At 63.9% G+C, this 24,868-nt stretch carries 24 protein-coding genes and 1 tRNA gene; 8 read left to right on the top strand and 17 right to left on the bottom strand.

The annotated features are described in order from the left end of the window. Positions 1-75: 75 nt before the first annotated feature. Positions 76-246 (bottom strand): hypothetical protein, encoded by a 171-nt coding sequence (locus tag LB528_RS13020; RefSeq protein WP_224715183.1) that lies wholly within the window; start codon positions 244-246, stop codon positions 76-78. A 52-nt stretch (positions 247-298) separates the two neighbouring features. After that, on the bottom strand, positions 299-1,084 hold the full coding sequence (locus tag LB528_RS13015) for a TSUP family transporter (RefSeq protein WP_224715182.1): 786 nt from the start codon (positions 1,082-1,084) through the stop codon (positions 299-301). A 222-nt stretch (positions 1,085-1,306) separates the two neighbouring features. Between LB528_RS13015 and LB528_RS13010 the strand changes: the two genes are divergently transcribed. Both LB528_RS13010 and LB528_RS13005 read left to right on the top strand, forming a co-directional pair. Next, complete coding sequence (locus LB528_RS13010; protein ID WP_224715181.1) at positions 1,307-1,738, top strand: TerB family tellurite resistance protein; 432 nt, start codon at positions 1,307-1,309, stop codon at positions 1,736-1,738. Between the two features lie 32 nt (positions 1,739-1,770). Continuing rightward, positions 1,771-2,256 carry an NUDIX domain-containing protein gene (locus tag LB528_RS13005; protein WP_224715180.1) on the top strand — a complete coding sequence of 162 codons (486 nt, stop codon included), beginning with the start codon at positions 1,771-1,773 and terminating at the stop codon, positions 2,254-2,256. Positions 2,257-2,260: 4 nt separating this feature from the next. Here the strand turns inward: LB528_RS13005 and LB528_RS13000 are convergent, their stop codons facing one another. From LB528_RS13000 to LB528_RS12980, 5 genes are all read right to left on the bottom strand, one after another. Next, positions 2,261-3,883 (bottom strand): ABC transporter ATP-binding protein, encoded by a 1,623-nt coding sequence (locus tag LB528_RS13000; protein ID WP_224715179.1) that lies wholly within the window; start codon positions 3,881-3,883, stop codon positions 2,261-2,263. After that, positions 3,880-4,749 (bottom strand): ABC transporter permease, encoded by an 870-nt coding sequence (locus LB528_RS12995; RefSeq protein ID WP_224715178.1) that lies wholly within the window; start codon positions 4,747-4,749, stop codon positions 3,880-3,882. The genes LB528_RS13000 and LB528_RS12995 overlap by 4 nt, the downstream gene beginning before the upstream one ends. Further along, entirely contained in the window at positions 4,746-5,795 is a 1,050-nt protein-coding gene (locus LB528_RS12990; RefSeq protein ID WP_224715177.1) for an ABC transporter permease, read from the bottom strand. Before LB528_RS12990 ends, LB528_RS12995 begins: the two co-directional genes overlap by 4 nt. Before the next feature lie 28 nt (positions 5,796-5,823). After that, positions 5,824-7,305 (bottom strand): ABC transporter substrate-binding protein, encoded by a 1,482-nt coding sequence (locus LB528_RS12985; protein ID WP_224511138.1) that lies wholly within the window; start codon positions 7,303-7,305, stop codon positions 5,824-5,826. Positions 7,306-7,533: 228 nt separating this feature from the next. Then, positions 7,534-8,811, bottom strand: a complete 1,278-nt coding sequence (locus tag LB528_RS12980) for an acetylornithine deacetylase/succinyl-diaminopimelate desuccinylase family protein (protein ID WP_224511140.1) — start codon at positions 8,809-8,811, stop codon at positions 7,534-7,536. Positions 8,812-9,068: 257 nt separating this feature from the next. Between LB528_RS12980 and LB528_RS12975 the strand changes: the two genes are divergently transcribed. Continuing rightward, positions 9,069-9,500 carry a L,D-transpeptidase gene (locus tag LB528_RS12975; RefSeq protein WP_224511142.1) on the top strand — a complete coding sequence of 144 codons (432 nt, stop codon included), beginning with the start codon at positions 9,069-9,071 and terminating at the stop codon, positions 9,498-9,500. A gap of 105 nt (positions 9,501-9,605) precedes the next feature. Here the strand turns inward: LB528_RS12975 and LB528_RS12970 are convergent, their stop codons facing one another. The 8 genes from LB528_RS12970 to LB528_RS12935 all read right to left on the bottom strand — a co-directional run bounded on the left by LB528_RS12970 (position 9,606) and on the right by LB528_RS12935 (position 17,332). Next, on the bottom strand, positions 9,606-10,598 hold the full coding sequence (locus LB528_RS12970) for a lipid A biosynthesis lauroyl acyltransferase (protein WP_224511145.1): 993 nt from the start codon (positions 10,596-10,598) through the stop codon (positions 9,606-9,608). 20 nt (positions 10,599-10,618) lie between these two features. Beyond that, a complete protein-coding gene (locus LB528_RS12965; protein WP_224715176.1) occupies positions 10,619-11,647 on the bottom strand; it encodes a zinc-binding dehydrogenase in 1,029 nt (342 codons plus the stop codon). A 114-nt stretch (positions 11,648-11,761) separates the two neighbouring features. Continuing rightward, positions 11,762-13,033: a beta-ketoacyl-ACP synthase gene (locus LB528_RS12960; RefSeq protein ID WP_224715175.1), complete on the bottom strand. Its 1,272-nt coding sequence runs from the start codon at positions 13,031-13,033 to the stop codon at positions 11,762-11,764. Positions 13,034-13,110: 77 nt separating this feature from the next. Continuing rightward, entirely contained in the window at positions 13,111-14,298 is a 1,188-nt protein-coding gene (locus LB528_RS12955) for a beta-ketoacyl-ACP synthase (RefSeq protein ID WP_224715174.1), read from the bottom strand. A 115-nt stretch (positions 14,299-14,413) separates the two neighbouring features. Next, a complete protein-coding gene (locus LB528_RS12950; RefSeq protein WP_040981809.1) occupies positions 14,414-14,695 on the bottom strand; it encodes an acyl carrier protein in 282 nt (93 codons plus the stop codon). 235 nt (positions 14,696-14,930) lie between these two features. Beyond that, positions 14,931-15,971: a slipin family protein gene (locus LB528_RS12945; protein WP_224715173.1), complete on the bottom strand. Its 1,041-nt coding sequence runs from the start codon at positions 15,969-15,971 to the stop codon at positions 14,931-14,933. Between the two features lie 461 nt (positions 15,972-16,432). Then, positions 16,433-16,498: transfer RNA gene (locus tag LB528_RS12940), tRNA-Thr, on the bottom strand. Positions 16,499-16,783: 285 nt separating this feature from the next. Next, positions 16,784-17,332: a histidine phosphatase family protein gene (locus LB528_RS12935; protein ID WP_224511152.1), complete on the bottom strand. Its 549-nt coding sequence runs from the start codon at positions 17,330-17,332 to the stop codon at positions 16,784-16,786. Positions 17,333-17,493: 161 nt separating this feature from the next. Between LB528_RS12935 and LB528_RS12930 the strand changes: the two genes are divergently transcribed. From LB528_RS12930 to LB528_RS12920, 3 genes are all read left to right on the top strand, one after another. Then, positions 17,494-18,444 carry an AEC family transporter gene (locus LB528_RS12930; RefSeq protein WP_224511154.1) on the top strand — a complete coding sequence of 317 codons (951 nt, stop codon included), beginning with the start codon at positions 17,494-17,496 and terminating at the stop codon, positions 18,442-18,444. A gap of 310 nt (positions 18,445-18,754) precedes the next feature. Beyond that, the gene (locus tag LB528_RS12925) at positions 18,755-20,212 is read left to right on the top strand and encodes an NAD-dependent succinate-semialdehyde dehydrogenase (RefSeq protein ID WP_224715172.1); all 1,458 of its coding nucleotides are present in this window, start codon (positions 18,755-18,757) and stop codon (positions 20,210-20,212) included. 181 nt (positions 20,213-20,393) lie between these two features. Then, a complete protein-coding gene (locus tag LB528_RS12920; RefSeq protein ID WP_224511159.1) occupies positions 20,394-21,419 on the top strand; it encodes an aldose epimerase family protein in 1,026 nt (341 codons plus the stop codon). A 129-nt stretch (positions 21,420-21,548) separates the two neighbouring features. On the opposite strand, the gene LB528_RS12915 is transcribed toward LB528_RS12920, so the two are convergent. Then, positions 21,549-22,466, bottom strand: a complete 918-nt coding sequence (locus LB528_RS12915; RefSeq protein ID WP_224715171.1) for a sugar kinase — start codon at positions 22,464-22,466, stop codon at positions 21,549-21,551. A gap of 156 nt (positions 22,467-22,622) precedes the next feature. On the opposite strand from LB528_RS12915, the gene LB528_RS12910 reads away from it, so the two are divergent. Together LB528_RS12910 and LB528_RS12905 are read left to right on the top strand one after the other, a co-directional pair. Then, the gene (locus LB528_RS12910) at positions 22,623-23,066 is read left to right on the top strand and encodes a FixH family protein (RefSeq protein ID WP_224715170.1); all 444 of its coding nucleotides are present in this window, start codon (positions 22,623-22,625) and stop codon (positions 23,064-23,066) included. Positions 23,067-23,073: 7 nt separating this feature from the next. Then, positions 23,074-24,282 (top strand): cytochrome-c peroxidase, encoded by a 1,209-nt coding sequence (locus LB528_RS12905; RefSeq protein ID WP_224715169.1) that lies wholly within the window; start codon positions 23,074-23,076, stop codon positions 24,280-24,282. Here LB528_RS12905 and LB528_RS12900 read toward each other — a convergent pair. Beyond that, a complete protein-coding gene (locus tag LB528_RS12900) occupies positions 24,279-24,731 on the bottom strand; it encodes an Lrp/AsnC family transcriptional regulator (protein WP_126060325.1) in 453 nt (150 codons plus the stop codon). The two genes, LB528_RS12905 and LB528_RS12900, sit on opposite strands and share 4 nt — an antisense overlap. Between the last annotated feature and the right edge of the window lie 137 nt (positions 24,732-24,868).

The raw sequence follows: 24,868 nt of genomic DNA, 5'->3' as shown, positions 1-24,868 counted from the left end.
CCTAGCAGACCGCGTCCTCAAATCAAAAGCGCCCGGCAAGGCCGGGCGCTCCGGGTTGCCTAAGATCTGCGAATTTCAGGCGCCGCGCATCAAACAGCCGGCGGCGAGCACGATATAGGCGATGAGCATGATCCAAACGGACGCAAGCGGAATGAATGCAAGAATGCCAAGGGCGGCGAGAAGGCCGATGACGGCGATAACCAACGAAATAATGAACACGATCTGGGTGGGTGCACTGAGATTCATGTCTGGTCCCTCCAACATGATTCGCAAGGCTGGAATTGTACCAGCCGCTGCCTCACACACCAATGAGCTGGCGCAGCGGATTGGCGGGATCGGCCAAGAGCTTGATCGCCAGCGCCAGGCAGACCACCACCAGCAGCGGCTTGATCAGTTTCGCGCCGATACGGATGGCCAGGCTCGCGCCGACACGCGCGCCGATGAACTGCGCCACGCCCATCATCAGGCCGATCTTCCAGTCGATGACGCCGACGGCGGCGAAGACGACGAAGCCGCCGATGTTGGAAGCGAGGTTGAGCAGCTTGGTGTGCGCCGTCGCCTTGAGCACGCCATAGCCGGCGAGCGTGACGAAGGCGAGCATGTAGAAGGAGCCGGCGCCGGGACCGAAGAGCCCGTCATAGAAGCCGACCAGCGGCGGAATGATCAGTCCGAACAGGAAAGGCGACAGCCGCTCGGCGCGGTCGACGTCGTCCATGTTCGGCTTCAGCGCGAAATAGAGCGCGATGGCGATCAGCAGCAGCGGCAACAGCGCGCGCAGGAAATCGCCGGGGACGACGGTCGCCAAAAGCGCTCCGACGGCGCCGCCGACAAGCGCCAGCAGCGCCGACGGCAGCTGGCGGCGTAAATCGACCTGGCCGTTGGCGGCATAATGAATGGTCGCCGAGCCGGAACCGAACATACCCTGCAGCTTGTTGGTGCCGAGTGCTGCGACCGGCGAAAAACCGGCGAGCAGCAGCGCCGGGATCGTGATCAGCCCGCCGCCGCCGGCGATCGCGTCGACGAACCCCGCGGCAAAAGCGGCGGCAACGAGCATGAGGACGGTCTGCAGGGTAAGGTCGATCATGGGGAAGGGGCTTGGAAGGAAGCCGCAGCTTCCATCACGCTCAGCCAGTTTGCGCAAGAGCGATTCCACGCCAGATCGGTTCGTCGTTACACGCCGAACCGCACTGTTCTTGCTTTGACGCAATTCCGGATGGAAGGCTACGGCGAAGTCGCCGAGCCTAAACGCTCACACTTTTCCTGGAATTGCCCTAACAATCCAATCGGAATCGCAAAGGGGAGCTTGATGGCGATGGCGCTGCTCGACCAGATACGTTCGATCTTCGACGGTGACCCGGGCGTGCGCAAGGTGGCGGACGACCCGGTGCTGTCAGCCGAACTTCTGATGTTGTTCCGCATGATCCTGGCCGACGGCTCGGTCTCGGAGAGCGAGATGGTCGTGTTCCGGCGCATCTGCAAGGAAGCCTTCGGCATTCCGGAGGCCAGCATCGACAGCGTCATCGAATATCTCAACGATTATGGCTACGAGACCAACGGCTCGCAGGCGATCGGGCTGTTTCGCGATCTCGATGTCGAGCGCCGCAAGCTGCTTGCGCGCCACATGGCCGAGATCGCCAAGGCCGATGCCAGGCTGGCAGAGAGCGAGGTGAAGCTGCTGCGCCGCACACTCGACCTGCTCGACATCAGCCCCGTCGATTTGGTGAAGCCGGAAGAGTGAGCAAACTGTTCGCTGGCGCAGGGAGCGTTTGAATGGCCTTTGCCGACAGCTATCTCGGGCGATTGCGGGCATTGATCGGGAACCGTTTGGTGCTGATGCCAGGCGCGCGCATCATCATCGAGCGCGCCGATGGCCGCATCCTGCTGCAGAAGCGAACCGATTTCGGCGTGTGGGGTCTGTCTGGCGGCAATGCCGAGGAAGGCGAAGGCTTGGAAGCGGTGGTGATCAGGGAGGTCATCGAGGAAACCGGGTTGATCGTCAGCGATATCGAACCGTTCGGGTTCGGCTGCGACCCACAATATGAAACCTTCCAGTTTCCGAATGGCGATCGCACCCAATTTTTCGCGCTGGTGTTTTACACGCGTTCCTTCGAAGGCGAGCCGGCCGTCACGGATGATGAAAGCACTGCCGTCGACTGGTTTGCGCCCGACCACTTGCCCGAAATGCTGCCCAACATGGCGCGCAGCATAGAAGCCTATCTCCGGTTCAAGGTCTCTGGAAAATTCCAGATGATCTGAGAGGCTAACCTTGCTCCTGCAACCGTCGAGCGATGGCCCGATGCAGGTCAGGGGCAGCGGCAACAAGCGCTTGCGCCGCTTCCGAGCGCGGATGGTCGAGCACATCGGCGGCGCGGCCGCGCTCGACGATCTTGCCTTCATGCATGACCAGCACCTCGTCCGCCATGGCGCGGGCGACCGTCAAATCGTGGGTGATGAAGAGATAGGCGATGCCGAGCTTCTGGTTGAGCTCGGCGAAAAGGTCGAGGATCTGGGCGCGGACCGAGACATCCAGCGCCGAGACGGGCTCGTCGGCGACCACCAGCTTCGGGCGGGTGATGATGGCGCGTGCGATCGACAGGCGCTGGCGCTGGCCGCCCGAGAATTCATGCGGGTATTTGTCCATGTCGCGCTGGTCTAGGCCGACTTCATGCAGCGCATGCGCGACCATCTCGCGGCGCTCGGCCTTTGCCGGCTGCTTTTCCAGAAGATGCAGCGGCTCGGCCACCAGCTTTTCCACCTTCTGGCGCGGGTCGAAGGAGCCGTAGGGATCCTGGAACACGACCTGCATGTCGCGCCTTGCCGGCCTCAGCGCCGATTGCGGCCTGCCGGTGATGTCCTCGCCGCGAAAGCGGATCGTGCCCACCGTCGGCTTGTCCAAAGCGAGGATCATGCGGGCAAGCGTGGACTTGCCGCAGCCCGAGCGGCCGACGAGTGCCACCGATTGCGCGGGCTCGATGGTGAGCGAGACGTCGTCGACGGCGCGGATCGGCTGCGCCGGCCGGAACAGAGTTTTGCGCCGCCCCGGATATTCCCGGCCGACGCTTTCGACTTCGAGCAAGGGTTTTGCAGAGCCGGCAGGGTGCGGCCTCGGCCGCGCCGGCACATGCATGGAGGCGAGCGCCAGCTCGCGCGTGTAAGGATGTGATTGCTCCGACAGCGTGCGGGCGGTGTCGCCGGCTTCCGTCACCTCGCCACGGCGCAAGATGGTCAGGCGGTCGGCCATCTCGGTCACCACCGCGAGGTCGTGCGAGATGAGCAGCAGGCCCATGCGGTTTTCGCTGACCAGATCGCGCAAAAGGTCGAGGATCTGCGCCTGCAGCACCACGTCGAGCGCCGTCGTCGGCTCGTCGGCGATGAGCAGCTTCGGTCTCAGCGCACAGGCGATGGCAATGACGACGCGCTGGCGCTGGCCGCCCGACAGTTCGTGCGGGTAGCGCGACAGCGGGAATTTTGCCTCCGGCAACCCGACGCGGTCGAGGATTTTTCGTGCGCGCTCCTCGGCTTCGGCGCGACCCGCCCTGGTGTGCCAGCGTATGCCTTCGGCGACCTGTTCGCCGATGGTCTTGACCGGGTTGAGCGCCGTCATCGGCTCCTGGAAGACCATGCCGATATCGTCGCCGCGCAGGGCGCACATCTGGTCCTCGCTCGCGCCGAGGATGTCGATGCCGTCGAAGGCGACGCGGCCTTTGGCGCGCGCCAGATGCGGCAAAAGCCGCATGATTGTCAGCGCCGTCATCGACTTGCCGGAGCCGGATTCGCCCACAAGGCCCACGACCTCGCCCGGCGAGACTGCCAGCTCGACGCCTTTGAGGATCGGTGTGGCGCCGATCGTCAGCGACAGGTTCTCGATCTCGAGCAGGCTCATCGGCGCCGCCGTGATTTCGGATCAAGGATGTCGGCGATGCCGTCGCCGAGCAGGTTCAGCCCGAACACGGTGACGATGATCGCCATGCCGGGGAAGATCGCCATCCAGGGCGCGGTCACCATGCGCGTCTGGGCGTCGAACAGCATGCGGCCCCAGCTCGGCATCGGCGGTTGGGCGCCGAGGCCGACATAGGAAAGCCCGGCTTCGGCCAGGATGCCCAACGCGAACTGGATCGTGCCCTGGACCAGCAGCAGTGTCGTGATGTTGGGCAGGATGTGCTCGACGGTGATCAGCGTCATGCCCTTGCCGGCGGCGCGCGCGGCAAGGATGAATTCGCGCGGCCAGATGGCTAAAGCGCCGGCGCGGGTGACGCGGGCAAAGACCGGGATGTTGAAGATGCCGATGGCGATGATGGCATTGACGGCGCCGGGACCGAAGATCGCGGTGATCATGATCGCTGACAGCAATGCCGGAAAGGCGAAGACGAGGTCGTTGACGCGCATCAGCGCCTCGTCGGCCAGTCCGCCGCGCGCAGCGGCGACGGCGCCGAGCGGCACGCCGATGCCCATGCCGATGCCGACGGCCACCAGCGCCACCGCAATCGAATTGCGGGCGCCGACCATGATCATCGACAGGATGTCGCGGCCGAAATGGTCGGTGCCGAACCAGTGCGCCCAAGAGGGCGCCTGCGTCTTGTCGGCAATCACCAACCTGGTGACGTCGTAAGGCGTCCATAGGAACGAGACGAGCGCGACGGCCGCAACCAGCAGCGTGATGGCCAGACCGATCAGGAAGGAGCGGTTGCCGAAGGCCTTGGCCAGCACGCCGGCGATGGTTTCCTCGGGCAGGTCGATGCGCATGGTCATTGCCGGCCTCTCGAGCGGTTCCGCGTTTCGCGGAATCGCTGAACCGCTCTCAGTATTTGTTTTGGCGCAATTCCGGACGGAAAACCGCTACGCACTTTTCCTGGAATTGCTCTAAGGCGCGGGTCGACGATGGCGTAGGAGAAATCGACGAGGAGGTTGATCAGGATTACGGCGGCGACCAGCAGCATGACGATGCTCTCGACCACGATCAGGTCGCGCTGGGTGATGGCCTGGAAGATCAGCCGCCCGAGGCCGGGCAGGTAGAAGACGTTCTCGATGATGATGGTGCCGGCAAGCAGGAAGGCGAATTGCAGGCCGAGGATGGTGAGCACCGGGATCATGGCGTTGCGCAGCGCATGGCGCCAGAGCACGGCGCGATAGGGCAGGCCCTTAGCGCGCGCGGTGCGGATATAGTCCTCGTTGAGCACCTCGATCAGCGCCGAGCGGGCGACGCGCGCCAGGATCGCCGCCTGCGGCAATGCCAGCGCGACGGCCGGCAACAGCAGGGATTTCAACGCAGCCCAGATGCCGGCGCTCCAGCCCGGAAAGCCGCCGGCCGGCACCAGATGCAGCCAGACGGCGAACAGATAGATCAGCATCAGAGCGAACCAGAAATTCGGCACGGCGACGCCGAGCTGCGCGGCGCCCATGGCGAGCGTGTCGCCGGCGCGGCCCTGGCGGCTGGCCGAGAAGACGCCGACCGGAATGGCGATGACGGTCGAGAGCGCCAGCGCGATCAACGCCAGCGGCAGGGAGACGGCGATGCGTTCCCGCACGAGATCGATGACAGGCACCGAATAGGTGTAGGAGCGACCGAAATCGAGGCTGAGCAAGCCGCCCGCCCAATGCAGGTAGCGCAACACCAGCGGCGCGTTCAGCCCCATCTGGTCCCGCAGCATCTCGACCTGGTCGGCGCTGGCATTGAGGCCCAGCATCAGCCGTGCCGGATCGCCGGGCAGGATCTCCATGACCGCGAACACCACCATCGAGGCCAGCACCAGCGTGAGGGCCGCGATGATGAGGCGTTTCAGGAGATAGGCGGTCATGGGAGGCGATCGGGCGATCGCGCTGGCTTCAATCCGTCCACTTCACCTTGGTGAGATCGTCAGCCTCGATCGGCCAGTTCGTCCACATGCCCTGCAGCTTGGCGTCCCAGACGCCAATCTTGGGCAGCTCGAACAGGTAGACGGCGGGCACGTCGTGCGCGAGTATCTTCTGCGCCTCGCTCAGCAGCTCCAGCCTCTTGTCCTTGTCGACCGTGGTGCCGAGTTCCTTGATGACATCGTTGAACTTCGGATTGTCATACTGGAAATAGTAGCCGGGCCGCGAATAGATATCGATGTCGTTTGGCTCGACATGGGAAACAATCGTCAGGTCGTAGTCCTTGTTGGTGAAGACCTGGCTCAGCCACTCCGCCCATTCGACCGGAACGATCTGCAGATTGACCCCGATCTCCTTGAGCTGGGACTGAATCACCTGGCCGCCGTCGCGTGCGTAGGGGACGGGCGGCAGCTTGATCGTGGCCGAAAAGCCGTTTTCAAGCCCCGCTTCCTTCAGATACGCCTTGGCCTTGGCGATGTCGTGCGGATAGACGCCGGTGAGATCGACATAGCCCGCATCGCCTGGCGAAAAATGAGAGCCGATCGGCTTTCCAAGACCGTTCGAGGCCGCGGCGATAATGGCACTGCGATCGATCGCGGAGGCGAGCGCCTGCCGCACCGCGAGCTTGTCGAAGGGTGGCTTCTTGTTGTTGATCGACAGGATTGTCTCGCCCTCGGTCGAGCCGATCACGACGCTGAAGCGCGGATCGGATTGGACCTGCGCGAGCGCGTCTTGTGCGGGCATGTTGGCGAAAGCCTGGATATCGCCCGAGAGCAATGCGGGGACAGCCGCTGCCGCGTCCGGCACGATACGGAACGTCGCCTTGTCGAGCGCGGCGGGCGTACCCCAGTAGTCCGGGTTCTTGACGAGCGTGATCTCGGAACCTTTGGCCCAGTGATCGAGCTTGAATGGACCGGTGCCGATCGGCTTGTCCTTGTTGCCGTCGGCCGATGCCCTCCCCACGATTACCGCCGCAACCTGGCCCATGTCATAGAGGAAATCCCCCTGCGGACCGTCGAGCGTAACCTTCACCGTCGCCGGATCGACCGCTGTGACATTGGTGATATGCGCAAAGAGCGGCTTTTGCGGGTTAAGCGAATCCTTGGCCCGCGCCCGGTCCAGCGAGAATTTCACGTCGTCGGCACTGAAGGCCGAGCCGTCATGGAACTTCACGCCGGAATGCAGCTTGAACGTGTAGACCTTGCCGTCGTCGGAGACTGCCCAGCTCTGGGCGAGAGCGGGTTGAACCTGACCGTTGTCGTCGATGCGCGTCAGCCCTTCAAAGACATTGGCATAGGTGACTTCGCCGATGGCCGCGGCCGCGCCGGCGGTCGGATCGAGATGCGGCGGCTCAAGCACGATGCCCAGCGTGAGGTCGCTGCGTGCGGCAAAGGCCGACGTGGCGGCGGCAAGCGACAGCACAGCCGCGGCCAGGGTGGTCTTCCACAGTTTCATCGCTGAACTCCCATTGCTCAAACGTGCTCAGGCTGGCGGATAGAAGCGTGATTTCGCGCGCGAGTAAATTGCGTTTCGTGCTGCCATGTCCCGCCGCGGGAAATGTTTTTCCCGTCAACGGCGCGATTAGGGCGTTTCACCGTTTCACGGAAACGGAGAACCGCTCGCCCTCTTGTTCTTGCGCAATTCCGGACGGAAAACCGTTACACGGTTTTCCTGGAATTGCTCTTAGTCCGTCGTACCTCTCAGCAGGATGTTGAGGCCGATCGCCATCACCTTGGCCGATTCCACCATGTCGGCGATGCCGACCCATTCGTCCGGCCGGTGGGCGAGGTCGAGAATGCCAGGGCCATAGGCGATGCAGTCGTAAAGGTCGCCGATGCGCGCGACATGCTTCTGGTCGTAGGTGCCCGGCGAGATCACATAGTCGGGTTCGCGGTCGAACACCTCCATGATGCCTTTCGCGACAGCTTTCACCACCGGCGCGTCGCGCTCGGTCATCAGCGGCAGCACCTCCATCAGGTCGCGGATCTCGTAGTCGAATTTATTCCGCTCGCGCTTCAGCCGGTCGAGGATGCCGGTGACTTCGCCTTTCACGGTGGTGATGTCCTCTTCGAGCAGGAAGCGCCGGTCGATGGTCAGCCGACAGGAATCGGGCACGTTGGGCGAGGGCAGCCCCGGCCGGAAGTCCTCGGTCTGGCCGCCATGGATGGAATTGATGTTCATGGTCGAGCGCCTGGCGCCTTCGGGCACCACCGGCATGCGCGTCATCTTGCGGTCGAGCGCCGGGAACAATTCTTCTTCGAAGGCCTGCAGGACAGCGCCCATATGGCGCACCGCATTGTCGCCGAGGAACGGCATCGAGCCATGCGCGATCTCACCCTTGGTCTCAACCTCGGCCCACCAGACGCCGCGATGGCCAAGGCAGATGCGATCCTTGTTCAGCGGCTCGGGGATGATGACATGGTCGACCTTCGGCCTGGAGAAATAGCCGAGCCTGGCCAGATGCGCGACGCCGCCGAAACCGCCCGATTCCTCGTCCGCCGTGCCCGATATCTCAATGGCGCCGGGGAAATCCGGATAGGTTGCCATGAAGGCTTCGACGGCAATGACGGAGGCTGCCAGACCGCCCTTCATGTCGCACGCGCCGCGGCCATAGACCCTGCCGCCCCTCACCACGCCGGCAAAGGGATCGACGGTCCAGCCGTCGCCCGCCTCGACCACGTCGATATGTGAGTTGAAATGCACGCAGGCGCCGGGCGAGCGGCCGTCGAAACGGGCGACGATATTGACGCGCGGATAGCGGTCGCTGTCGCCGGGCGCGCCCTCGGCACGGATGAATTCGGTTTCGAAGCCGCGTTTCTTCAGGCGCGCGCCAAGAAACTCGGCACATGGCCGGTAGGCCTCGCCTGGCGGATTGACGGTTGGGAAGCGGATCAGGTCGGCGGTCAGCGCAACAAGGTCGTCGGTCCGGTCCTCGACCGCCTTGAGAAGTCGTTCATCCATGCGGCGGATTGAAGAAGGAACGCAGCACTTTTGCAAGCAGCAGTCACTCATTGCCATACGACGATCCAGGCATGGCCCAACGCCCGCCTAAACTCCAGAGGGTGCGTGTCGCGGCAGCAACTATACCGGGAAATCGTTCAAATTCACCGCATTGGATTGGCGGTTTCGTCAACGAGTGTGTGGTACTTAACGCACCTGCCGGCAAAAAGATGGAAAACCGCGTGGATGGCAGGGGGCAATCAAAGGGGTTTGATCGCATGAAAAAGTTCGTTCTCACGGCAACCGTGCTGACAACCGCGTTGTTCGGCATGTCCATCGCAAGCCGGGCGGCCGCGCTGGTCGCCAATATCGACGTCTCGTCGCAGACCATGACCGTCAGCAAATACGGCCAGGTCGTCTATCGCTGGAGCGTGTCGACCGCGCGCAAGGGTTATTTCACGCCGCGCGGCAGCTACCGGCCGCAATGGACCGCCCGGATGTGGTATTCGCGCAAATACGACAACTCGCCGATGCCCTATTCGGTGTTCTTCCACGGCGGCTACGCCATTCACGGCACCGGGTCGGTGAGAAATCTCGGGCGCCCGGCCTCGCATGGCTGCGTGCGCCTGCATCCGGCCAATGCCGCGACCTTCTACACGATGGTCAAGGAAGTCGGCTTCGGCAACACGCGGATCGTCGTGACCAACTGACCTAAAGCGCGTCGCAATCTTTCAGATTCGCTCCATGCGCTTTAGGTTCTTGATTTGCGCATGTCTTTTATCCCGAAACCGGTTCCCACTTTCGGGAGACATGCTTTAAAGGCCGACTGTCGCCTTCGACTGTCCGCGCTTACGGCGGCGGCCGCTGATTTCCCAGCGCTTGTGGAACCACATCCACTGGCCGGGATCCTCACGCACCCAGCGCTCGACCACATTGGTGAGTAGCTGGGCAGTGGCGCTGACGTCGACGCTGCCGCCTTCGGTGCGCGGCAAGATCAGCCTGTCCTCGATTTCCAGACGGAAGCGGTTGCCGGGCAACCTGACGCAGCGGGCGGGGTAGACATCGCAATCGTAGTGGCGGGCCAGCATGCCGAGCATCGGATTGCTCTGGCATGGGCGGCCGAAGAAGGTCGTGTCCACGCCGCCGGAGAATTTCTGGTCGACCAGCACGCCGATATTGCCGCCCTTTTCCAGGATGGCGGCAAGGGCGAAGGACGCTCCGGCGGCGGAGGGCAGCAGCGCGCCCATCGAGGAGCGGCGCGTCGAGTGGATGTAGTCGGCGAGGTAGGGGTTGTTCGGCGGGCGAAACAGCGCCGTGATATTCATGCCGAAGGTGGCGGCGGCCACCGGCAGCAGCTCGAAATTGCCGAGATGGCCGGTGAACAAGATATGCGGCTTCTTCTCGCCGGCGATCTCAAGGAAATGCTCGACGCCGCGCACCTCGACCCGGCCCGGCTTCGAAGCGTCCGGATCGAAGTCGAACAATGCATCGAGGAAGATGTATTCGGCCGCGAGGCGGGCCATGTTGCCCCACATGTCGCGCGCGATGGCTTCGATCTCGGCGTCGCTCTTTTGCGGGTAGGCAAGGCGCAAATTGTTGACCGCAACGCGATGGCGCCCAACCAGCGGGCCGATGCGGCGGGCGACACGGTCGGCGAAGTTGAGCGCGCTGTCCGGCGGCAACAGGCGCAGCAGCGAGAGCAAGACGATGGCGAGCTTGGCGACCAGCCAGTGCTCCAGCTGGCGCAGCCGCCGGCCGTAGCGGAACATGAAGTCCCGGCGGGCTTTCCTGAATACCGTGCCGACCATCCGCCTTTCCTGGAACTGCTTTAGGAAACGCGCAGGATGATCTTGCCGAAGACGTCGCGGCCTTCCATGCGCTTCAGCGCGGCATCGATGTCTTCAAAGCCGACTTCGGTATCGATGACGGGAACAACGAGGCCGGCGGCCATTTTCTGCATGGCACTGGCCATGTTCTCCATGCGGCAGCCGAAGGAGCCGAGCAGCTTCAGCTGCTGCTGGAAGAGCTGCATCAGGTTGACCTGCGTCGACACGCCCGAGGTCGAGCCGCAGGTGACGAGGCGGCCGCCGCGCTTCAAGGACAGCATCGAGCCGGCGAATGTGTCGGCGCCGACATGCTCGAAGACCACGTCGACGCCCTTCTTCTTCGTCAGCTTGCGCACGACGCCTTCAAAACGATCCTGGCGGTAATTGATGACATGGTCGGCCCCAAGCGCCTTGGCCTTGTCGATCTTGTCGTTGGAGCCGACCGTGGTGATCACCGTGCAGCCCATCTTCTTGGCCAACTGGATGGCGGCCGTGCCGATGCCGGAACCGCCGGCATGGACGAGGATGGTTTCGCCGGGTTCCAGCTTCGCGTTGTCGAACAGCATGTGCTCGACCGTGCCGAAGGTGACGGGCGCGACCGCGGCGCCGATCTCGGTAACGCCGGGAGGAGCGGGCACCAGCAAGCGCGCCGGCAGGTTGATCTTTTCCTGGGCGAAGCCGTCGAGATGGAAGCCGTGCACGCCGGAAACATGCTCGCAGAGATTGTCGCGGCCGTCGCGGCAGGCGCGGCACAGCCCGCAGGTGCGCGCGCCATAAATCGAGACCAATTGTCCGGGCTGCAGGCTGGAGACGCCGGGGCCGACCGCCTCGACCTCGCCAGCGGCTTCGGCGCCGACGACCAGCGGCAGCTTGCGCTTGGCAAAGGCCATGCCGCGCCAGCCCCAGACATCGATATGGTTGAGCGCCACCGCCTTGATGCGGAGCGTCACTTCGCCCAACGAAGGCGGCGGGGGAGGCGGCAGGTCCACCGTTCCGAGACGGCGGTCCTCGATAAGTTGCAATGCGCGCATCGGGCCTGTCAGTTCGGTTCTAAAGCGCAATGCGCTTTAGTTTCTTTGTTATGCATGTTGTTGTCGCAAAATCGATTTCAGTTTTGCGCGACATGCATTGCGGGAAAAATCCGCTTAGACCGGTTCCCGCGCCATGACAAGGCAGGTGTTCTGGCCGCCGAAGCCGAAGGAATTCGACAAAACCGTGCCGACCTCGGCGTTGCGCTTCTTGTTCGGCACGACATCGAGCACGATGGCCGGATCGGGATTGTCGTAATTGATGGTCGGCGGGATGACGCTTTCGCGCATGGTCATCAGCGAGAAGGCGGCCTCCACCGCGCCGGCGGCCGACAGCGTGTGGCCGATCATCGACTTGTTCGAGGAGATCGGCATTGAGCCGATGCGCTCGCCGAAGACGGTGGACAGCGACAGGTGCTCCATCTTGTCGTTCTCGGGCGTCGAGGTGCCGTGAGCGTTGACGTAGTCGATCTCGTCTTCGCCGAGGCCCGCATCGGCAAGGGCGGCACGCACCGCCGCGATCGCCGGCGAGCCGTCGGGCTTGGAGCGGGTGCGGTGGAAGTCGTCGGCTTTCTCGCCGCAGCCGCGCATGATGCCCAGGATCGTCGCGCCGCGCGCAAGCGCGGCCTCCAGCGATTCCAGCACCAGCGCGCCGGAGCCTTCGGCCAGCACGAAGCCGTCGCGGTCCTTGGAGAAGGGCTTTGAGGCCTTCTCGGGGATATCGTTGTGGGTGGACAGCGCCGAGAGCAGCGAGAAACGGATCAGCGCTTCGGCGGTCGCCGAGCCGTCGGCGCCGATCGACAGCGCCTTGTCGCACTCGCCGCGCCGGATCGCCTCGACACCGAGCTGGATGGCGGTGGCGCCCGAGGCGCAGGCGGTAGACAAGGTGATCGGCAGGCCCCGCGTGCCGAAGCGGTCGGCCAGGCGGTCGGCGATCGAGCCGAACTGCGTGGTCTCGAAGACATCCAGCTCTTTCAGCCCGCGCGCCACGCGCAGCAGCCTTTCGGCGCCTGCCTCCTGCTTGTCGGAATTATAGAGCGAGAAGCGGTCGGCCCAGTCGAGCTCGACCGGCGGCGAGGCCAGGAACAGCGGGCCGCCGAAGTCGCCGGAATCGAGGCCTGCTTCCGAGACAGCCTCCTGGGCCGCCGTCTCGGCCAGTTCGTAGGTGAGGTGGCTCGCGCCCTTCGAACTCGAGGGCAGGAAGTCGACCATGCCGGAAATGCGGGTGTTGAGGTGATCGACCGGAAAGCGTGTGATCGGGTGGATGCCGGATTTGCCCGAGGTCAGCGCCGCCCAATTGTCCACCTTGCCGACGCCGAGCGAGGTCACCACGCCGATGCCGGTAACGGCGACGATCGGCCTGCCCATGTGATCGCGAAGATTGGCCATGCTTTGTCTGCCTCGTTATCGAGCAATTCCAGGAGAAGTGTGCAGCAGTTTTCCGCCCGAAATTGCGAAAAACCGATCTAAGCGGCTTTAACCAGCCCCAGGCCCTCGAATTGGTGATAGCCGATCGCGGTTGCAAGGACGGAATTGGGCACGCCTTTGAATGGGCGCTCCACTGTGGCATCGAAGACAGGATAGCCGGCGCCGCGGTCAACGGCCATCGCCGCGAGCGCAACCGCAAAGGGGAATTGCGCTTCCTTCATATGGCCGGTCAGCGTCGAGAAGGCTCGCACGGCCAAAGCCGGGTTGGCGTCGAGCACCGCCTTTTCGGTCGCCGTGGCGGCATGGGCGCCGGAGGCGGCGGAAATCGTAAGCAGGTCGCCGTCGGGAAGGTTGGCCTGCTTCAACAGCGAAGCAATCTCTGAATTCAACTCGCCTTGCCGGCGCCTGGCGCGGCCGGAGACGACGGGGCCAAGCTCGGCGTAGATCTTGCGGCCGCGGTTTTTTGCGTGCTCGCGCTGTTCGAGCACCAGGAAGGCGCCGCCGGAGCCCGTGACCACGCCGCCGCCTTCTGAGCCCTGGCGTTGCCAGACCGGTTTCCACGGTCCGCGATGCAGGTAGCCGGCAAGCTCATAGCCGAGCAGCATGTCGGAATGCTCGGTCTGAAAAGCGCCGCCGACCAGAACATGGGTCGACTGTCCCGAGCGGATGCGCGCGGCCGCCGTCTCGACGGCCGAGACGCCGGCGCCTTCCTCGCCCATGAAGGTGCGCGACGAACCGGTGACCTTGTGGACGATCGAGATGTTGCCGGCGAGCAGGTTGGAGAGCTGGGCGAGGAACAAAGTCGGCCGCAGTTCCGTCGTCAGTTTCTCGTTGAGCAGCACGTCGCGGTCATTGCGGCTCTCGGAGGCCGCAAGGATCACGGCATCGACGGCTTCGTCGCGCTCGCCGCCGCCGGCCGCCACCACCATGTCCATGGTGGTGCAGAGCTCGTCATTGCACTTGATGCCGGCGTCGTCCAGCGCCAGCCCCGCGGCATAGGTTCCGAGCCGCTGCCAAGTTTCCATCTGGCGCTGGTCGCCGCGCTTGGCGATCTGCAGGTTCCAGTCGATCTCCGGCAGGGGATGGATCGTATAGGGCGCGAAGCGCGCCGCATCGAGCACCGGCTGGAAACCAGGCTGCGTCAGCTTTTGCCAGTGCGCGTCGGGACCTTCTCCCAATGAAGAGACAAGGCCAATCCCGGTGATGACGACGTCGTGGGAACTCATGGGTGGCTGTTGTGGGTCAGGCGACTTTTTGAGTTTGCGCATGATCCTTTCCGAAAATCGATGCCGATTTCGGGCTCATGCGCTGAGCGCGTCAAGTTCGCGCGCTCTGTGGACATCAGGCGTTCTTGGCCGCGACCAGAGCATCGATCTTGGCGCAGAGGTTCTTCATGACGAAATAATCGTCGGTCGAAGCCTTGCCGTCATTGACCTCCTGCGTCCACTTCTCGAGCGGCACCTTGATGCCGAATTCCTTGTCGATGGCAAAGACGATGTCGAGGAAATCGAGGCTATCGATGCCGAGATCGTCGATGGTGTGGCTCTCCGGCGTGATGGTGTCGATGTCGATCTCGCTGGTGTCGGCAATGATCTTGGCGACTTTCTCGAAAGTGGTGGACAAGGGCTCTTCCTTCGGTTGCGGGCGGAATCTGTCCGCATCTTGTTTGGGCGCTGTCTAATCGGTTTTTCCCGGCAGGAAAAGGCCTGATGCGCCGGGGGCAGATGGGTAGAGGATTGAGGAAAGGCAAGAAGGGCCGCCGGTCGAACCGGCGGCCCTTCCCATTTTATGCTGCGTAAGCTTTCCATGTCGATGCATGTCGTTCTCCCAAAGCCGGAACCACTTTGGGCGACATGCATCAGTCGCGGAGCTTGACCAGGTCGTTGAGCAGCCCGCCCGTTCCGTTGTGGACGGTGAGCCGCTCGACCTTGCCGGCGATGGCTTCGAGAGCCTCGAGCTCCTTCAGCCGCAGCATCACCGGGTTCTCGGCCATCACCTTGGCCGTGTTGAGCAGCGAACGGGTGGCGTTCGTCTCCTCGCGGCGGCGGATGACGTTGGCCTCGGCCTGCTTCTCGGCCGAAACCACCTGGTTGAGGATCTCGCGCATATCGCCCGGCAGGATGACATCCTTGAGAGCGATATCGCTGACCTCGACGCCAATCGCGGCCATGTCGTTGCGCACCTTGGCCGCCGCGTCCTCGTCGACCGTCACCTTCTTGTCGAGGATCTGGTCGAGCGTGAGCGCGCCAAGCGTCTTGCGGAAGGCATACTGCAGGGCGCGGTAGAGGGCTTCCGAGAAGTCCTTCACCGTGCTCACCGCCGTCACCGGATCGACGACCCGGTATTCGGCGGCGATGTTGATGCGGATCGTCACGCGATCCCTGGTCAACACTTCCTGCCCGGCGACATCAAGCGACTGGCGCTTGATGTCGACGACCTTCACCTGGACCATGCGCCCGACATTCCAGAAGGCGTGCACGCCCGCTTCGAGCGTGCGGACGAAGACGCCGTCCACGAACAGCAGCCCGACCTGGCCGTCCACGACCGGATAGAGGAACGTATGCTCCGTCTTCCGGGCCCGGCCAATCCGGCGCATCAGGGCCGGATCGACAGCCAGATCGGCCGCCGTGTCGACGGACGTGACCTTCCACGGGCCGGCATCCGTCCACAGCACGAGCTTGCGATCCGGGTTGAGCACGGCATGCAAGGCGCCGTCGCGCTCGACGACGGCGACGTCGGTACGTCCGGTGCGGATGACGGTGAGGTGACGCGCGGCCACATCCGGGAGCTTGTCGAACAACGCCTTCTCGTAAGCCGAAACGAATTCCGGGTTCTTCAGGTCGTGCCTGGAGATTTCCAGGTTGCCGCGCCGGTTGGCGAGCCAATGCTCGCCCGGCATCAGGATCGCCTGGATCTCACCCTGTAGAGGGCGACGGCACGTTCATTTTCCTTCACGAGGACGCGCTGGCGTCCAAGAAGCTTTTCGAGAATGGTCTTCATTGTCTTACTCCTGTCGGGCATGGCCTCATGCGAGGCGTCACGTCATGCGTCGAGCATCCTTTCGTTTCCTGTTTCACGTCGTACTTCGTCTCCCCGGCACGAATGATCCGGGGACCGGTGGCATCGATCCGCGGCGGGCCTTCGGGAGCGGATCGCGGGGCGGCGAAGCGGGCGCCGGAAACCGAAGCTTCCTTTGCCGGCCGCGTCGCGCCTTGATCGTCACCGCGGGCCTGGCCGCGAGCCGATGGCGCAGGACGTCGCCGCCCGGCGAGGCCGAAACCTTGCCGTCCGTGAAGTCCTCGCATTCCGGTCCCCGGACCGTTTGGATAACACCACCTGAAGTGTCGGCTTATCAGGCCGTTGGAGAAGGAATCGAACCTTCGACAGTCAGATGACAAATCTGATGCTCTACCAACTGAGCTATCCGTGTCGTGGGTGTGGGAATCGAACCCTGCCTCCGGACGAAATCCGGCGCTCTCCATGAGCTACACCCCGCAAGTCCCAACACTCCGAAACGGCGCCGTACACAGCGCGGCAAAGCCGGCTGCGCGGGCGGAGGCGAAAGCTCCAAACCGCTGTGCTCGCTTCGGTTTTCGTGACCGGGAGCGCGCCTATAGACCCTGCGACGGGTTGTCGCAAGCGGCATTGTCGCGGCGGATTTGCGGCTTCTTCCGGGAGTTGTATTTCGGCAACACCGGTTGGCGCGGCGCCTTAGAAGGTGACCCGTCCAAGCACCTTGAGGCCATCGCCATCCGGCGCCACCACCACGGCTTCGCCCTCGCGTGGCGCGACGCCGGTGAGCGCCTCGATATTTTCCACATGCGTTACCAGGACCAGATTGTCGGAGCCGGAATAGCCGCGGATCTCCTTGATGATCGCGGCCATTTGCGCGGCCTTTTCGGCCGGGTCGGTTTTGAGCAGGTCGAGCGGCGCGAAGGGCTGCGGCTCGGATTCAAAAGCGATGCGGGCGGTGTCCAGGCAGCGGCAGTAGCGGCTGGAGAGCACATGATCGATCGGCGCCGCGCGCGCCGCGAACAGCGCGCCGATGCGGCTTGCCTGCTGCTTGCCGCGCTCGGACAGATTGAGCTGCGTGGCGCAATTGCCGATGTCGAAATTGGCCGGGTCCGTCGCCCCGGTGACGAAGGCGTGGCGAAGCAGCACGACATGGCCGCCGTCGCGCAGCAGCGCCCAGCCGGCATCGGTCGCGTGGGCAAGGCTCGGAACAGCTAGGAGGATAAGCACCAGAACAAGTCGCAGCATCGGAAGTCCTATGGCGGCCCGGGCGAACCAGGTCGTGATTGGCATATAGGGACCGCAAAGCCGTCCGGAAAACAAGCAGAGGCGCCGGAGATCGGCCCGCCGCGCCGGTTGCGCCGCGGTCGGGGCTCGCCTATCACGGGAAAAATGTCTCCGCCCGCAAAATGACTCCACTCACCGAAACCGTCCTCTTCGTCTTCAGCCTTGTGGCGCTCGGCTACCTTGCCGGGCTCACCGGCTATTTGAAGCCAGTGAGCGGGGAGGGCATTTCCGAATTCGCCGTCAACGTGGCGATGCCGCTACTGCTCTTCCAGACCATGGTCAAATCGGATTTCCACGGCGTCACGCCTTGGTCGCTGTGGAGCGCCTATTTCGCGGCCGCCGCCATCACCTGGGCCGCGGGCCATCTGGTGGTGACGCGGCTGTTCGGGCGAGATGCCCGCGCCGGCATCGTCGGCGGCGTATCCTCGGCCTATTCCAATGTGGTGCTGCTCGGTGCGCCCTTCATCCTGGGCATATTCGGCGCCAGCGGCTTCGAGGTGCTGTCGCTGCTGGTCTCGGTTCACCTGCCGATCATGATGATGACCTCGATCGTGTTGTTCGAGATGTTCGGGCGCGGCAGCGGCGAGACGGTGCATCCTGTGCGCGTCGTCAAAAGCTTCCTCCGGCGCCTGTTCATCAATCCGCTGATCATCGGCATCCTGGCGGGGCTCGCCTGGCGCCTCACCGGCGCACCGATGCCGGACCTGGTCGAGCGGCTGGTCGACACGCTTGCCGGCACGGCCGGTCCGGTGGCGCTGTTCGCCATGGGGCTCAGCCTGCGCCGCTTCGGCATCTCCGGCAATATCAGGCCGGCGCTGGCGCTGTCGGTGCTGAAACTGTTCCTGATGCCGGCGCTTGTGCTGGCCTTCGTCTGGCTTCTCGGCCTGCCGCCGCTGACGGCCAAGGTGGCGGTGGTGGTTGCGGCGCTGCCTTCGGGCATCAACTCCTACCTGATCGCCGTCCAGTTCAACACCGGCCAGGCGCTGGCCTCGAACCAGATGACGCTTGCCACCGCAAGCGCGGTCGTGACCACGTCGTTCTGGCTGACGGTGGTGATCCACGTCTTCGGATAAGGGATGGCGTTATTCAGGTGAGGCCGGCCTGCAACACCGATTTCCTGCGCTTCCGGTGGTCACGTACCTAAGGTATGCTCCGCTGCGGCTCTCGGAAATCGCTATTTTCGGCTCGGCCTGACCTGAATCTCAACATCCCTGCCAGCAATTGAGGCGCTCGCTTTTGCTGGCCCAACCCCTATATGCCATCTTGTGATTGCTTGCCTGCCTTTCCCTAGGTAAGAGCAATGCGCCGGCGTGCGGCTCTTGAAGCACGCTTCAACGGATATCCAGAAAACGGCCGATCAGCGCGCCGAACGGAGGCCAGATCATGCTTCAGAAAACCAGCCATTTCATGCGCCAGGCCAATCTCATCAATGGTGAATGGGTGCAGGCCGACAGCGGCCAGACCATCGACGTCAACAATCCGGCGACGGGCCTGAAGATCGGCACCGTGCCGAAGGCCGGCAAGGCCGAAACCCGCCGCGCCATCGAGGCCGCGGAGGAAGCGTTCAAGAGCTGGAGCAAGACCACTGCGCTCGAGCGGTCGAAGCTCCTGCGCAAGCTGCATGACGCGATGATGGACAATCAGGACGTGCTTGCCGAATTGCTGACCATCGAGCAGGGCAAGTCGCTGACCGAATCCAAGGGCGAGATCGGTTCGGCCGCCAGCTATATTCTCTGGTTCGCCGAGGAAGGCCGCCGCGTCTATGGCGACATCGTTCCGTCGCCATGGGGCGACCGCCGCATCCTGGTGACCAAGGAGCCGGTCGGCGTCATCGCCGCCATCACGCCGTGGAATTTCCCGTCCTCGATGCTTGCCCGCAAGATCGGTCCGGCTTTGGCCGCCGGCTGCACCGCGGTGGTCAAGCCGGCCTCGCAGACGCCTTATTCGGGGCTCGCCTGGGGTGCGCTTGTCGAGGAAGTCGGCTTTCCGAAGGGCGTCGTCAATGTCATCACCGGTTCGGCCGGCGAAATCGGCGACGAGATCTGCGCCAACCCACTGGTCAAGAAGATCACCTTCACCGGCTCGACCGAGGTCGGCAAGATCCTTATCCAGAAGTCGGCCTCGACGGTCAAGAAGGTGTCGATGGAGCTTGGCGGCAACGCGCCGTTCCTGGTCTTCGACGACGCCGATGTCGATCGCGCGGTTGCCGGCGCCATCACGGCCAAGTACCGCAATTCCGGCCAGACCTGCGTGTGCACCAATCGCTTCCTCGTGCAGGCCGGCATCTATGACAAATTCGTCGAGAAGCTGGCCGCCGCCAGCAACAACCTCAAGGTCGGCTCGGGCCTGGAAGAAGGCGTGCAGCAGGGGCCGCTGATCGACGAGAAGGCGGTCGAGAAGGTCGAGGAATTCATCGCCGACGCGACGTCGAAGGGCGGCAAGGTCGTCGCCGGCGGTAAGCGTCATGCGCTGGGTGGCTCGTTCTTCCAGCCGACGGTGATCTCCGGCGCCACGCCGAACATGCGCTTCATGAAGGAAGAGATTTTTGGGCCTATCGCGCCCGTGTTCCAGTTTGAGACTGAGGAAGAGGCGATCGCCTTGGCCAATGACACCGAGTTCGGCCTCGCCGCCTATTTCTACACCGGCGATCTCGGCCGCGCCTTCCGGGTGATGGAAGGCCTGAAATACGGCATGGTCGGCGTCAATGAAGGCCTGATCACCACGCCCGAGGCGCCGTTCGGCGGCGTCAAGGAATCGGGTCTTGGCCGTGAAGGCGGGCATCAGGGCATCGAGGACTATCTCGACACCAAATATGCCTGCTTCGGCGGCCTCGGACTCTGACGTCAATCCCAGGAACAGGGCAGGCGCCCGGCAGTCTACCGTTTCGGACAAACGGTGGACTGCTTATCGCCTTGTCTTGGCGCAAAGCCGCTGCGCACTTTTCCTGGAATTGCTTTAGCCTGCGCTTGCCGGATGATACGCAGCCGGCCTAAATCCACGGATCGGTAATGACATCTTGGGCATGGCGATGAAGGACGGTGAGGTCTTCGGCACGACGCAGGCGGGCGAGGCCGTGCGCCGGTTCACCATTCGCGGCGGCGGCATCACGGCCAACATCATCGGGCTCGGCGCCATCATCCAGGATCTCAGGCTGAGCGGCCACGACGCGCCGCTGGTGCTGGGCTACGACCGTTTCGAGCCCTACGAGACCGACCGCGCCTTCTTCGGGGCGGTGGTCGGCCGCTTCGCCAACCGCATCGGCGGGGGCCGCTTCACGATCGCCGGCAGCCGCTACCAGACCGAACAGAATTTTCTCGGCAAGCACACGCTGCATGGCGGCTCGGAAGGCTATTTCCGCCGGCCATGGTCCGTCTCGCTGCATGGCCGTGATTTTGTGACGCTGACGCTGCACGATCCGGACGGCGCCATGGGCTTTCCCGGCGCGCTCGACGTCACCTGCACCTACCGGCTGAAGATCCCGGGCACGCTCAGCATGGAACTGACCGCGACCTGCGAGGAGCCGACGCTCTGCAACCTCGCGCAGCACTCCTATTTCAATCTCGACGATGGCGGGGCCGGCGACATCCTCGATCACCGGCTGATGCTCAACGCCGGCGCCTACACGCCCGTCGATGACGAGATGATCCCGACCGGCGCCGTAAAGCCCGTCGACGGCACGCCTTATGACTTCCGGCAGGCGCGGGCGCTGCGCATGGAAATGGAAGGCGAGCAGCTTCGCTACGACCTGAATTACTGCCTGGCCTCCAGCCGCGGGCCGCTGCACCAGGCTGCCTGGGTGCAAGGCGCCAATTCCGGCGTGGAGATGGAGGTGTGGACCACCGAACCGGGACTGCAGCTCTATAGCGGCCAATTCGTCGCGCCGACGTCGCCGGGGCTCGACGGCCGCCGCTACAAGGCGTTTTCAGGCCTCTGCCTCGAAGCGCAGACCTGGCCGGATGCCCCGAACCGGCCCTATTTCCCGCAGGCGACGCTGTGGCCGGGGCAGATCTATCATCAAGTGACGGAATACCGGTTCCGTCTGCCCTAGGATTGAGGTGAGGCCGGCCTGCAAATGGCGGCTTCCTGCGCTTCCGGTGCTCGCGTACTTTAAGTACGCTCCGCTCCGGTTCTCGGAACCCACCATTTTCGACTCGGCCTGACCTAAATCTGAAAGGTCCTAGCTGTCGAACGCGGCCTTCAACGTTTCAAACGGCGCCAACGCGCCGCGAACCTGCACGACCGCGGCGGCGACTTTGTGCGCGCGCAGAGCGGCGGCGGCGGGCGCATGGCCGGCAAGCCGCGCGGCGAGATAGCCGCCGTTGAAGGAATCGCCGGCGCCCGTCGTGTCGACAGGAGCGGCCACATGCACCGCGTCAACGACTTGCGAAGCGCCGTTCAGGGCAATCAGGGCCGGCTGCTCGCCGTTCTTGACCACGACCTCGCCGGTCAGCTTGCCAAGGCGTTCCGCCGTTGCCTGCGGCGTCGCGTCGCCGAACAGCATCTGCTCGTCCGGAAAAGTCGGAAGCGCGATATCGGCCACCGCAAGCGCTTCCAAGATCGCGGCCTGAGCCGTCTCGCGGCTCGGCCACAGACGCGGCCGGTAGTTCGGGTCGAAGGCGACGAGCGAGCCGGCCTTGCGCGCCGCAATTATGGCCGTCAGCAAAGTTTTCCGCGCGGCCTCGTCCAGAATTGCCAAGGTGATTCCGGAAAAATAGACAAGCGCCTGGTTTTCAAGGCTTTTTGCCAGCGCTGTCGGGTCCGAGGCGAGCTGGCGCGCGGCCGCGTCGCTTCGCCAGTAGGTGAAGGCGCGCTCGGCCCCGGTGAGCGTTATGGCGTAAAGGCCGGGACGCGCGCCGGCAATGACCGGACTGTTGCCTATTCCGATGCCGTTCTCGGCAAAGAAAGCGATCTGGTCGCGCGAGAATGGGTCGTCGCCAAAGGCCGTCACATAGGTCGCGGGCCGTTCCGGGCTCAAGGCGTGCAACGCCCAGAGCGTGTTGAAGGTATCGCCGGCAAAACCCATTCGCCAATTCGGGCCTGTTTGGCCCGACAGTTCCAGCATGCATTCGCCGATCGACGCGATACCATTGGCCATGCGAGCTTATCCTTCCTAAGATGTTGTTGCTGTAGCTTTTTGCGGTCGGCAGCGCCATGCTTGGCTATCGGCGATTTTTGCGCCAGAAGCGATTTCCACAGGCGGGCCGGGACGCGGCAAGCGCCCCGCGGCGTTAACAGCCGAAGAGGAATGGGCTTGGCATCGATATGGCGTTACATCCTTGCGGGTCTCGGTCTGGCCGCTCTGCTGGTCGGCATCGTGGCCGTCGTCTATCTGACGTTGCCGCAACCGGCGCCCGGACCGGACCTGTCGCGCTCGAAAAAGACGGCGAACGGTCTGTTCGTCGCGAGCTTCGAGCCGGAGCGCGGCGTCGTCCGGCAGGGCGAGCTGCAGTCCTGGCTGCTGACGCTGAAGACCGCCGCCGGCGCGCCGGTGGAGGGCGCTGCCATCACCGTTTCCGGCGGGATGCCGCAGCACGATCACGGCCTGCCGACCAGTCCGCAGGCGACCGACTATTTGGGTCAGGGGCGCTATCGCATCGATGGCGTGAAGTTCACGATGAGCGGTTGGTGGCAAATGCGCTTTGCCGTGTCGGCGGCGGCGGGCTCCGATTCCGTCGTCTTCAACGTCGTGTTGTGAGCGGGCGATGAGGCGGCTGATCAGCGTTGCAAGTCTCTTGGCTTTGGCCGCTCTCGCCTTGCTGGGCGGCTTCGGCGAGCCGCAGTTCAGCGATGCCGAGAAGAAGACCATCGCGTCGCTGGCGCTGAACACGCTGCCATCATTGAAACCCGACACCACGAACCAGTATGCGGACGTACCGGCGGCCGCGGCGCTTGGCTCCACGCTGTTCTTCGATGGCCGCATGAGCCGCGACGGCACGGTGTCCTGCTCGACCTGCCACAAGATCGACCGCCAGTTCCAGGACGACCTGCCGCAGGCGGTCGGCATCGGCCACACCAACCGGCGCACGATGCCGCTGGCGGGCGTGGCGCGCAATCCCTGGTTCTTCTGGGACGGAAGGCGCGACAGCCTGTGGGCGCAGGCGCTGACGCCGCTTGAAAACCCGCTTGAGCAGGCCGGCAACCGGGCCGCCTTCGCGCATTATATCACAAAGCGGTTCGGCGAGCGCTATGAGCGGATCTTCGGACCGCTGCCCGACCTTTCCAGCGTGCCGGCCAATGCGAGCCCGCTTGGCAGCGACGCCGAGAAGGCCGCGTGGAACGCCATGCCCACCGGCCAGCAAGACGACGTCAACCGCGTCTTCGCCAATATCGGCAAGGCGATCGCCGCCTTCGAGCGCTCGATCGAGCCTGAGCAGACGCGCTTCGACCGCTTCGCCATCGATCTGGCCACCGGGGCCAAGCCGGAAGGGAATGCGGCGTTCTCGCCGGAAGAGATGCTCGGACTGAAGCTGTTCATCGGCAAGGCCAATTGCGCGACCTGCCACAATGGCCCGCGCTTCACCGACAACTCCTTCCACAACACCGGCGTGCCGCCGATCGACGGCCTGCCGCCGGACCGCGGGCGCGTGGATGCCGTGGCGCAGGTCGAGGCCGATCCTTTCAACTGCCTCGGCAAGTTCCGCGACGGCGACGAAAGCGCCTGCCGCGAGCTGCGCTTCATGGTGAAGGACGGTCCGCAAATCATGCGCGCCTATAAGACGCCATCGCTCAGGGGCGCGGCTGACCGGCCGCCTTACATGCATGCCGGGCAATTCTCGACGCTGGATGAGGTGGTGGCGCATTATTCGAAGGCGCCGCCCAGTGTGGAAGGCGTCTCGGAAGCGCACCCGCTCGACCTGTCCGAGCGCGAGCGGGCCGCGCTGGTGGCGTTCCTGAAGACGCTGTCTGATTAGCGGTCCTTCACAGTCTCCATCGCGACAAAGGTCGACGTCTGGGCGACATGGGGCAGGGCGGAGATGCGCTCGCCGAGCACGCGGCGATAGGCGGCGATGTCGGTGGTGCGGACCTTCAGCAAATAGTCGAAGCTCGATGCCATCATATGGCATTGCTCGATCTCCGGCACGCCCTGAACCGCGCGATTGAAGGCATCGAGCGCCGCCGAGCGCGTGTCCGATAGCTTTACCTGGACGAAGGCGACATGGCCTTCGCCCATGCGCTCGCGATCGATGACTGCGCGGTAGCCTCTTATGTAGCCGTCCTTCTCCAGCCGCTTCACGCGCGCCTGCACCGGCGTCTTCGACAGGCCTACCTTCAAAGCCAGCTCAGACATCGAAAGCCGGCCGTCGCGCCCGAGCGCGGACAGGATGTTGCGGTCAATGCGGTCCAATTGGTCTTCGATCATCGAAATTACGGTCGAAATGACGGGATCACTCCCTATATGATAGATCGATCAGTCTATCTTGTCGATTTCTTTGGACCGACTGGAAATCGCAGCTGTGCTAGCTTGCGCCATTCGGTCCGGCGGCCGCCAGACCGTTC

The sequence above is a fragment of the Mesorhizobium sp. CA4 genome (genome assembly GCF_020165075.1).
GTDB lineage: Bacteria > Pseudomonadota > Alphaproteobacteria > Rhizobiales > Rhizobiaceae > Mesorhizobium.
This window is presented reverse-complemented; position numbering and strand designations above follow the sequence as displayed.